An 11,230-nucleotide genomic window follows, 5' to 3' on the forward strand; every position below is an offset into this window, starting at 1 on the left:
TGTTAACACCAATTAAGGTCAATTTGAGTTCAATTAGAGTAGAAATGTTACACCAACTGTACCACCGGCGAGTACCGAACCGCCGCCTAACTCAAGGTTAATGCCCATATTGTCCTTAATAAAATAACGTGCTCCCAGATGAAGTCCAATGCCTAGTCCTCCGCTTCCAGAGCCAGAGTAGGTATATGAACCTCCTGCACCGTCATATTTTGTATCCCAGAAATAATAGCCTAACGACATTCCTCCATAAAAGTCCCATTCGTCTGGTGCTTCTAAGAGTTCGTTAAAATGATAGCTCCCCCGGGCATTCAGCCCAACAATGGTGTGTTTCCATTTGTTATTTCCATAGGTTTCCCCTTTTGACTGAAAAGATAAAGAGCCGCCTGCGGTAATATTATCGGCAACAGCTTTCTCGTACCTGACAAAAAGTGGAATTCCCCAGCTTGAAGCTCCTACTCCAACCGTGAACAATGACGAACCATCGGAATATGGGTTGTACTGAGCGTAACTGTTCGCAGAGAACATGACAAAAAGAACAAAAGCAAAAATAGAAATCTTGTTTTTCATAGTGGCGTTTTTAATTATATGTTGAATGTCGGTGTCATGATTAGTTGTAAGGTATGTTGAATTTTTTTAATGCCTCACTAATCAATTGTAGTCTTTCAAACCAACTCTTTATAATAATAGAGTTTGGAGCTTCTTTGTTCAACCATTTCGATTTTTTTTCCCTCCCTTTGGTTTTCATATGAACTTTAGCTTCATTCCTTCTCGGATTAAAGCTTATTTTATGATTATTGATATCGTTCATGTGAAATAAATATTCGGAGTTATTATGCTTTGTTACTTCATGTTCCGTAGATCTAATCTCACACAAATCGTCTTCTTCCTCTTTTAGCTCAGTATTATTTGTATGGTTACACTCATCTACTTGGGCAAATTCTTTTTTTTGAAATAGAAGAATGTTTTCTTTTGGCCGAGGTCGTCAAAATTGTAAATTTCTTTATCGGGGTGTAGTTTGTAAAAAGCCAACATTGCGATGTCGCCCGCGCAAAACAAGGAGTGAATGCACATCAGGCTGACAAAGAAGTATGCCCATGAAGAGCTCCAAAAAATAAGGGCGAGCACGATACTGATTACCTTTACAACGAAGAAAGGAGCCAAAGCAACTATTCGAAATGAAGGATAATCAACTACTTCCTGATCAACGGCTGCATAAAAAATAAACTTCCGCCAAATAGCTCCGAATTGAACCTGGCCCGTGCCAACCAACCGGTAAGCGGCTGCATGAATCAATTCGTGAAGAATAATGAGCAATGAGAATGAAAACACCAGGGAGGCTCCAATTGCCCAAAGTGGCTGACTAATACCACTCGTATACGAAAGAATAGCTTTTACCAGAAGAAAAACAAACAGGGCAATCATCGCTATTTGGTAAACCGAATATTGATGGATCAACTTTTTCTCGTTTACAATTTGCTCGGTAATAAATTGCTTGATATGTAAGTGATCGACTTCGGCCAGCAACTCAAAATCTTCGCCTTCAATTAAATCTTTTGGTGTTAGACGGTGTTTCATCTGACTATAATTGGTTACTTTTTATAGATGTCATCTGAAACTCGCATATATTCAATCTCCTGTCTGGTAATGAGCTTTTCCATGCTGGTTTCATGCTTGCTTTTCGGTTAAAATTTGGAAAAGGGCTTTTAGCGAAATTAATCGGCTGACAAATGCATAACTGATTCCGGCAATTATCATGGAGGCAAAACCAATGGCCCAGTTATCAATCAACAAGCTGAGTTTTGCCGCTAAAATTGCAAATAAGGTAAATCCAGTGATCTTCAGGATTAGTACGTAGTTGACTTTCATTTTAAAAATAGAAACAGCAATAGCAACCTGTGCAACAGCGGTTAGCAGTTGGGTTACCAAGCTGGCATAAGCTGATCCGGTTGCCTGTATTTGTGGAATCAAAATCAGGTTGAGTACTACATTAATGATCATACCCGAGAAAGCCATCCAGTTGAGCTGTTTTAAACTTCCGTTGGCCGTTAAAAGGGTACCAAAAATGTAAGTAGTGGCAATGCAGATGAAACCAATCATGAGAATTCCAAAGATTGGTGCTGACTCCTGAACATGCTCGTGATACAGCAGATTCATAATTTCGAAGCCATAGAAATTGGCCGCGACTCCAACCAGAATTGCAGGTACAATAATCAGTAAAAACGCAATCTGAATGAGCTGCCCCAAATCATCACGCTGTTTAATCATGCGGGCAAAAATGGGGAGCAATAATCCGGCAAACAATGCCCCAAACATGGCAAAAGCGTCCAATAAGCGAAAAGCTTGCGCGTAAATACCGGCCTGTTGTTTTCCGAGAGGATCAGGCAGCATGCGTTCCAGCATCACCGAATCAATCCGGTTATAAAAAGACATCAATAAAATCAGCAAGGCGAACGGATAACTTTGTCTTAGAATGAGTAGAATATATTTTAAATCGACTTTGATGCGGATTCCCCGGGTGTAGTGTAAAACAGTAAAAAAGGTGATTAGAGCGGCGAACAGGTAGCCCAGCGTTTGAGCATAAACAAACCAGGTGATGGAGAAGAAGCCGCCAAAGCAATCGGTAAAAAGCAATACACTGCAAAACAGGATCATAAGACTTCGGTCGAGCACCGAAAGCAAACTGTCGGTTCGGAACAGGTGTAGTCCGCTAATATTCGACCGTAGGTAAAAGGTAAAGGAAATCAGAAATTGGTTAAAAATCAGAAAGAGTAGCAAATGCAGTTGAACTTCGTTGTAGCCAATGACCATGGCAACGATCAGACAAACTATTGCGTAGCCAACAGCCAGCAAAAATTTAAGCCCAACAATATTGTTGAGGTATTTTTGAAGCAGATGACTGTGTTGCGCTATGTTTCTGTTGTTGAAATTGGTGATTCCCAGATCAAGTAAGATATTGAGGACTATTGAAAAGTTCAGCAACGAAAAATACAACCCATAGCTTTCTGCTCCAACCACATTTTGAACCGTTCGGTCTATACCAAAAATCCAAAAAGGTTTGATCAGCAGGTTCAGGAAAAGGAGTAGTAAAAGGTTTGTGACAAACTTGCGTTTCAACAGGCGTATTCTTTTTCTGATTAATTTGGTTAAAAATAAGCATTTTTTAGGCAGACTTTGTAAATTTGACTTGAAATGCCCCCGATTTTATGAGTTGCTTTTTATTAAACGGTTTAACTTTAATTGTGGCTATTTTTTTAATGATGGCAGAATAATTCTCACATTGAACCTAAATAATCCGAAAATCGAATGATCATCGCTGTAAATACCCGACTATTGCAAAAAGGAAAACTGGAAGGGATTGGTTGGTTTACCAAGGAAACACTTTCCCGAATCACTCAGAATCATCCTGAGCACCAGTTTCTTTTTATTTTTGACCGGAAGTATGATGAGGATTTTATTTTTTCGGATAATGTGAAGCCAATTGTGATTTCACCACCAACCCGACATCCATTATTGTGGCTTTTGTGGTTTGAGATTCGTATCCCATTGGTGCTTCGGAAATACAAAGCGGACTTGTTTTTATCTCCCGATGGTTATTTGTCGCTAAATACCCGAGTGAAACAGCTGGCTGTTATTCATGATATTAACTTTGCACACCGCCCAAAGGATTTACCCTGGCTGACGGCGAAGTATTACAATTATTTTTTCCCCCGGTTTGCCAAACGTGCCAAACGTATTGCCACGGTTTCCTATTATTCAAAGGAAGATATTTGCCGAACCTACCGTGTGCCTGCTGATGATGTTGACGTGGTTTACAATGGAGTAAACAAGCTATACACCGCTACTTCAGACGAAGAGAAAGCAACTGCCCGTGAAAAATATACCAATGGGAAAGCATATTTTTTATACATCGGGTCATTACACCCTCGAAAGAATATTTGTGGATTGCTGCGTGCTTTCGATGCTTTTCGAACCTCTGTAGATTCGGATATTAAACTAATGATTACCGGAGGTGAAATGTTTAAAACCGGTGATATTACCAGAACTTACGAAGGGATGCGTTTTAAAGATGATGTGGTTTTTACCGGGCGCTTGCCAATTGAAGAATTGCATCAGGTGCTGGGCGCTGCTTTGGCCATGACTTTTGTCCCGTATTTTGAGGGGTTCGGAATCCCGATTATTGAAGGAATGAGTGCCGGAATTCCGGTTATTTGCTCCAACACCACCTCATTGCCTGAGGTTGGTGGCAATGCGGTTTATTATGCTGATCCGTTTGAGGTGAGCCAAATTAAAGATGCCATGATCCGGGTGGCCAACGATGCCGACCTTCGGGCAGACCTGATTGAAAAAGGTCGGAAACAACAGACGAAATTTACTTGGGACAAAACAGCAGACCAACTGTGGGGAAGCATTCAAATTTGTTTGAACACCTGATTTTGTAATGAGTTGAATGTAGCAAATGATGATCGAGGAGACAAAAGCACTACAATTATTTTTAAAAGAGGGACGGATTGAAGCCGGATGCGATGAAGCCGGAAGAGGTTGTTTGGCGGGGCCTGTTTATGCGGCGGCAGTAATTTTACCAGCTACTTTCGAGAGCGAATTGCTTAACGATTCTAAAAAATTAAGTGAAAAACAGCGTTACCTGTTGCGACCAATTATTGAGGAGCAGGCCGTAGCCTTTGGAGTAGGAGTGGTAACCAATCAGGAAGTTGATGAAATCAATGTTTTGAACGCGTCATTTTTGGCCATGCACCGGGCAGTTGCCAACCTGAGGATAAAGCCGGAACATCTGCTTATTGATGGTAACCGGTTTACAGTTTATCCGGAAATAACACACGACTGCATCATTAAAGGCGATGGTAAGTTTTTACCGATTGCTGCCGCTTCGATCTTGGCAAAAACTTATCGTGACGATTATATGAACCAAATTCATCAGGACTTTCCCCACTATCAGTGGGCAAAAAACAAAGGTTATCCAACAAAAGTACATCGTGAAGCAATTAGAGAACACGGGCCAAGTTCGCACCACCGAATGACCTTTCGGTTGCTGAACGAGCAACTCCGATTGGAGCTGTAAAGCTACTTTTGCTTCTCAGGACAAGTGGTTGGTTTTACAAATTTCAAAATATTTGTTAATGGTACTTTTATTCCTGAAATGGTATTTGCAAATTTGTAGTTCAAATGGTTAACTATTTGAAAAAAAACCAACTAACCCTTATTCGAATGAAAATTAGTTTCACAACCTTGTTTCTTCTGTTTTTAATATTTTTCCACCCAACAGTCATGATTGCGTCTTCAATTCCTGATGGAGGTCCGATTGAGGTCAACGTTTTTTTTGACACAGAGGGGATTGATTTGACCCATATCCGGCAGGAGATAAAACATGTTAATTATTCTCGCACAAGCGACGCGGCCAATGTCCATTTATTGAGTACTTTGCAACGGACAGGGGGAAGCGGACGCCAATATCTTTTCTATTTTATTGGTGCCGGCGAGTTTGAAGGACTGAACGATACGCTCTATTATTTTTCTTCGCCAGACAAAACCAATTCTGAAATCAGGGACAACTATACCAATGTGATAAGACTTGGGTTGGCACGCTACCTGGCTCATGGTTCGCAGAAAGTAGATGTTAAGTTTAATGGAGAACATACCGTCGGGGAAATCGAAAATGAAGACAAGTGGGACAGTTGGGTTTTCGCCATTCGTGGCAACACCAATATTCATGGAGAAGAAACCGAACGAGAGTTTGATCTGGATTTTGCCATTGATGCTGAAAGAATAACCCCTGAGTGGAGAGTTGAGTTTGATGTGGATAGCAGATACGATGAGGACTGGTACAAAACAGATGGAGAGGAAATTACAGCGACCAGAACCAGCCGTGCATTTGAAAGCCTGATTGTGAAAAGCATTGGAAACCACATGGCTGTTGGAGTGAATTCAGGCATATCATCAAGCACCTACAGTAACATTAAGTTGGACTTTTGGGCATTGCCTGCCGTTGAATACAATCTTTTTCCTTACGAACTTTCCAGTCGAAAACAGCTTCGATTTTCATATCGTCTCGGTTATAACGGACGTGAGTATCTGGATACAACGATTTACAACAAAATTAATGAAGACCTTTTTCGGCAAATTCTATCCATAGCCTACAAAGTACAGGAGAAATGGGGCTCTGCATACACGTCGATTTCGACAAAAAACTATTTCCACGATTTCGACAAAAACAGTTTTGCGATATACTCAGGACTTTATCTCAGGGTTTGGAAAGGACTTTCGTTGAACGTCTCTGGCGAATACTCTATCATTAACGACCGTTTATCCATCTTGAAAAGCGAAGCTACCGTTGAAGAAATCTTAACAAAACAGGTGCAACAGGCTACAGCCTATAATTATCGGCTTCGAGTTGGATTGTCTTTCACATTTGGTTCGTTGTATAATAATGTGGTCAACCCCCGATTGAAAGGGTAATGAAATAGTTGATTATCGTTGTCACAAGCAGTTTCAGGGGATCAGGAGGTGCCATTTAGATCAGCTTGTTCCGAAAATTAGTTTTTTGGAATTTGGAACTTCGAATTCCTGCCTGTTATTTATCACTGTTTATTTCATTTGTTTTCAGTTATTTTGATGAAGGGTCAACACCCGGATTTCAATATCTTAACTATTAAAATCTACAAGAATGTACGGCAAGATAAAACAGGACTTACAACAAACCCTCGAAGAATTAAAATCACAGGGACTTTATAAAACCGAACGAATTATTACTTCGGCTCAAGGTGCAGCGATTAAGGTTGGTAACGAAAACGAAGTATTGAATTTTTGCGCCAACAATTACCTGGGATTGGCCAGCCATCCTGATGTTGTTAAGGCTGCTCAGGATGTGATGAATGATTGGGGTTTTGGACTTTCGTCGGTTCGTTTTATTTGCGGAACGCAAGCCATTCATAAAGAGCTGGAGCAAAAAACATCGGAGTTTCTGGGCACAGAAGATACCATTTTGTATTGTGCCGCTTTCGATGCCAATGGAGGGGTGTTCGAGCCTTTGCTGGGAACTGATTCAGCCATTATTTCGGATGAGTTAAACCACGCGTCGATTATTGACGGAGTTCGCTTGTGCAAAGCGCAGCGCTACCGGTACAAGCATTCGGATATGGCAGAACTGGAACGTTGCCTGGTTGAAAGTCAGTCGGAAAAATACCGCGTGGTGGTGACTGATGGCGTATTCTCCATGGATGGCGATTTAGCAAAACTGCCTGAGATTGTTGAGCTGTGTGATCAATACGATGCCCTGGTGATGGTCGACGATTCGCATGCAACAGGTTACATTGGAACAACCGGGCGAGGAACTGCTGAACACTTCGGTTTACTGGGTAAAATTGATATTATTACGACCACTTTTGGTAAAGCATTGGGTGGCGGAAATGGAGGCTGTACTTCTGGCCGAAAGGAAATTATTGAGATGCTTCGTCAACGATCCCGACCCTATTTGTTTTCCAACACATTAGCTCCGGCAACAGTTGGAGCTACCTTGGAAGTGTTGGAAATGCTTTCAACGTCTTCCGTATTGCAAAACCAAACCATGGCGAATGCTGATAACTTCCGCACTAAAATGGAAACTGCCGGGTTTGATTTGGTGAAGGGTGAAACGGCTATTGTTCCGGTTATGCTTTACGATGCACCACTGGCTGTAAAATTTGCTGACCGATTGCTGGAAGAAGGCATTTACGTGATTGGATTTGTTTACCCGGTAGTTCCTAAAGGGAAAGCCCGTATCCGGGTTCAGTTGTCGGCAGCTCACATGCCGGAGCAAATTGATCGGGCTGTTAAAGCTTTTATAAAAGTAGGGAAAGAGCTGGAAGTGATTTGATTCGTATTCAAGTTTCCAACTTACCCTTTGAGCGAAGCGTTAACGAGGGGTCTGCTGTTTGTCGTTTTTAACGACAAAAGATGATGACTGATAAGAACCCATCTCTTCAAAAACAAGTAATCTCCCACATCGAAACTTATCCGGATTTATTCTAAATTACAAAACAGATTATGGTCGTTAGTGACCATAATATTATCCTCCAACTCATAAACTACCCGTTTTTACGCACGAACTCACCCCTGTGATTGACGAACCAATGTCAAGTATTAGCACGAAGATTTCAATGTGTTATTGAACATTGAATTATGAGGTTTCCTTTCCACACTGAAACAGATCTATAATTAGTTGTGGCTAACATGAAATCCCGGCGCAACCGTTTGGAACCGAATAGCATCTGTTAGCTAATTGCGATTGATAAAGGGGTCAACAAAAACAAATATTGAACATTAAAGCCAAAGTCATGAGACCACATCCGCCTTAGATTCTTTCCGCAAAAGCTCCCGGCTTTACCGGGACAGGCTGGGTTGCCCGGCAAAATCTCAATTGTAAAACTTTAAAACAAAAAAAACATGAAATCATTTCTATTTTTTATTTTGTTTATTCCTCTGCTCGCTTTCCCTCAAACTGGTGCTTCTCAATGGGATTTTCCAGTAAAGCCAGGAAGTGAGAAATGGAGGTCATTAAAAAATAATGCTGAAAAAGTTGAGGTATGTCAAGTTCCCGATGAAGTGTTATCTGCCTTGAATACTCAGGAACTGTTAGATATATGCTTGAACTACCCTTTGCTACCTGATATTTTTGCTTTTAACAGCGTCAAAGATGGCTTTGGCAAATTTGAAAGCGATTTTAACGGCTTCAGGGAACTTTTAGAGCGTGATGATGCACCTAGCGAATTATTGAAGAAATATAAATCAATAGAACCGGAAGCTATTCCTACTAACGGAACCATACTGGAAAAAGGAAACTATGTATTGAGCATGTCCTTTATTGAACTTTTTGTTTCGCATCCTTTAATGGTGAGAAAAAATGATACGAATGGTAAAAAGGAAATCATTAAAGAGCTCTTGCTGAAGAAAGAAAAAAAGAAAAATCACCCAGATTGGTATCAGACAACTGGAATTCAAACGAATTATTTGGCCATTACCAGTATAGTTCTGAGCGATTCGGACAAGTTCAAATCCGAACTTGATATGACTAAGGTATCTCCCTATATCTATTACGGTGTTTTGACCAATCCAGATATACCAAATCAAATCGACCAAGTAACAGATAAGTATTTAAAAAATAATTGATCATGAAAACCAAAATATTATTAATGATGGTAGTCATCTTTTTTGCCTTCTCGTGTGAAAAGGAGGACCACACCTACATTAAACCACTTAAAGAAATTAGCGCCTGTGGATATGACGACCCGTTAAACCAACTGGATTGGCTGAACTTGAAAATTCATAATGGAAAAGATCCGTCAAATACGAACTTTATTGAGAATATTTGGATTAAAGAATATGAGGGTGAAGATGTTATTATTATAGATTTTGGGCTAACATCTTCCATGTACTCAACCTTTGATTGTTCTGGAAATAGTATAAATATTGACAATCAAGATTTCTTTGATTCACTAAATGAAGATGAGTTAATTTATAAATACGTAATAGAATCATGAAATGCACGATAAATTTATTAATTGCTTTCCAAATATTTTTTCTTGGAAGTATTAGCGGACAAGACTATAGAAATGACGTATGCACGCCTAAAGGTAGTAATGTTGTCGCATATACCATTACTTCTGAATATTCAGACTATTGGAAAACTTATTATGACAGCTATTATGCCAGCGCTTATCCAAATGCCGAAATTTTAACAACTAATGGGACATATAGTACAACTCAAAAGTTCAATTGTCACGGCTATGCTTGGCATGTTTCTGATGGCGGGAGCAAATAGGTGGATTGGATATTATCCCGGTAATACAGATGAGTATATCTATTGGCAGGATGGTAGTTATGTAGAAGTTACAGGTTCCGTTCCGTATCCCGGGAAAGTTTCCTATGCTTCTGATGATCATTCTGCCATTACAACAAGTGAGACAGGATGGTTCATTTCTAAATGGGGAAACAAAGTTCTTGCCCGGCATAGATGGAATGATTGTCCTTATACCTCAAGTAGTCTAAAATACTTCAAATTAAATTTTTCTATTTCCGGCCCCTCTCTAGTCTGCTCTTCCGGAGCTTCCTTTTCAGTCGATAATTTACCACCCGGGGCAACAATTAGCTGGGATCAGAGTAGTAATATTTCCCGGAGTTCATCTCAAGGTTCTAATCCTTGTACTTTTGTCTCTTCCGGTTCTGGCACGGGGTGGATTGAAGCTACTATTTCAACTGGTTGTGGCGATATCATACTTCCGCGAAAAGAAATAACAGTAAATCCTGATATTATTGGCCGATATGCACAGGGAACGACCTGGAAAGATTTGTACACTGTGAATTTTATAACTAGTGGAACAACAACGGTTGTTAGTGTGGACAGTGAAGGCTCATCAGCTCCTTTTAACTGGCAACTGCTTCCCGAAAGTTCAGTTGTCAACTGGGGAAGTTATTATCCTGACAATTCAGTGATTGGGTTCGATATTATCTCAGGCAATCAGGCATCATTTTCGGTATCTACAACTAACGCTTGTGGTAATACGGTAAGCAAGCAATACTATTTTGTTGTTTCCGGAGGAGGGTACTATATGAGCATCTCTCCCAACCCCTCCACTTTCGAAACCACCATCTCTATCGAATCTACTTCCGTGGAAACAGCAAGTCTGGATGCTGCCACTGAAGAGTGGGATTTGGAAGTCTACGACCAGTCGCAGACTCTAAAAGCAAAGAAAACCAAGCTTAAAGGCAAGGAAACTGATCTAAATACTTCGAATTGGAAAGAAGGTGTTTATGTGGTTCGTGCCAAATACAAAGGCGAAGTGCTGACTGAGAAACTGGTGGTGAAATAATACCATTTAAACTAAATGAAAGCAATTTAATATTGAGCGGGTGACTTCGAGTCACCCGCTCAATAATACACAAACCATAAAAACTGATAAATATGATTTTAACCATGAACCTTTCGGGGCTAAGCAATGCGGAGCTGCTGTCGTTTGGGCAAAGCCTGGATGTGCTGCTGTCATCCGCAAAAGAAAGCATCGTCCTGATTTATGCCCCGTTTAAGCAAGCCTTAACGATTTGCGAACAAACGGCTTCCGAGTCTATTTCGAAACAAATGGCACAGCAGCAAACACAGGAGCTGCTGGATGCCGATTTAAAACGTGACAACCTCTTTCGTGGTGTGAAATACCTGGTACAAGCTTACCTGCTTCACCCGGAT

Annotated in this window: 11 protein-coding genes; 8 read left to right on the forward strand and 3 right to left on the reverse strand. The window is 40.6% G+C overall.

Going from position 1 to position 11,230, the window contains the following annotated elements; all coding sequences use genetic code 11:
* Positions 1-33 precede the first annotated feature (33 nt).
* The 3 genes from ACTB00_RS02900 to ACTB00_RS02910 all read right to left on the reverse strand — a co-directional run bounded on the left by ACTB00_RS02900 (position 34) and on the right by ACTB00_RS02910 (position 3,114).
* On the reverse strand, positions 34-567 hold the full coding sequence (locus ACTB00_RS02900; RefSeq protein WP_463298446.1) for a hypothetical protein: 534 nt from the start codon (positions 565-567) through the stop codon (positions 34-36).
* Between the two features lie 357 nt (positions 568-924).
* Positions 925-1,575: a DUF3267 domain-containing protein gene (locus tag ACTB00_RS02905; protein ID WP_463298447.1), complete on the reverse strand. Its 651-nt coding sequence runs from the start codon at positions 1,573-1,575 to the stop codon at positions 925-927.
* A gap of 90 nt (positions 1,576-1,665) precedes the next feature.
* The gene (locus ACTB00_RS02910; RefSeq protein WP_463298448.1) at positions 1,666-3,114 is read right to left on the reverse strand and encodes an oligosaccharide flippase family protein; all 1,449 of its coding nucleotides are present in this window, start codon (positions 3,112-3,114) and stop codon (positions 1,666-1,668) included.
* Positions 3,115-3,303: 189 nt separating this feature from the next.
* On the opposite strand from ACTB00_RS02910, the gene ACTB00_RS02915 reads away from it, so the two are divergent.
* The 8 genes from ACTB00_RS02915 to ACTB00_RS02950 all read left to right on the forward strand — a co-directional run.
* Positions 3,304-4,431 (forward strand): glycosyltransferase family 4 protein, encoded by a 1,128-nt coding sequence (locus ACTB00_RS02915; RefSeq protein WP_463298449.1) that lies wholly within the window; start codon positions 3,304-3,306, stop codon positions 4,429-4,431.
* Between the two features lie 25 nt (positions 4,432-4,456).
* Complete coding sequence (locus ACTB00_RS02920) at positions 4,457-5,077, forward strand: ribonuclease HII (protein ID WP_463298450.1); 621 nt, start codon at positions 4,457-4,459, stop codon at positions 5,075-5,077.
* A 146-nt stretch (positions 5,078-5,223) separates the two neighbouring features.
* Entirely contained in the window at positions 5,224-6,471 is a 1,248-nt protein-coding gene (locus tag ACTB00_RS02925; protein WP_463298451.1) for a hypothetical protein, read from the forward strand.
* Positions 6,472-6,679: 208 nt separating this feature from the next.
* The gene (kbl, locus tag ACTB00_RS02930; RefSeq protein ID WP_463298452.1) at positions 6,680-7,867 is read left to right on the forward strand and encodes a glycine C-acetyltransferase; all 1,188 of its coding nucleotides are present in this window, start codon (positions 6,680-6,682) and stop codon (positions 7,865-7,867) included.
* Between the two features lie 569 nt (positions 7,868-8,436).
* Positions 8,437-9,159: a hypothetical protein gene (locus ACTB00_RS02935; protein ID WP_463298453.1), complete on the forward strand. Its 723-nt coding sequence runs from the start codon at positions 8,437-8,439 to the stop codon at positions 9,157-9,159.
* Between the two features lie 23 nt (positions 9,160-9,182).
* Entirely contained in the window at positions 9,183-9,530 is a 348-nt protein-coding gene (locus ACTB00_RS02940; RefSeq protein ID WP_463298454.1) for a hypothetical protein, read from the forward strand.
* A 204-nt stretch (positions 9,531-9,734) separates the two neighbouring features.
* On the forward strand, positions 9,735-10,859 hold the full coding sequence (locus ACTB00_RS02945; RefSeq protein ID WP_463298455.1) for a T9SS type A sorting domain-containing protein: 1,125 nt from the start codon (positions 9,735-9,737) through the stop codon (positions 10,857-10,859).
* Positions 10,860-10,951: 92 nt separating this feature from the next.
* Positions 10,952-11,230, forward strand: a 279-nt coding sequence (locus tag ACTB00_RS02950) for a hypothetical protein (RefSeq protein WP_463298456.1), incomplete at its 3' end; no start/stop codon positions are given.

The organism is Sunxiuqinia sp., from assembly GCF_055140945.1.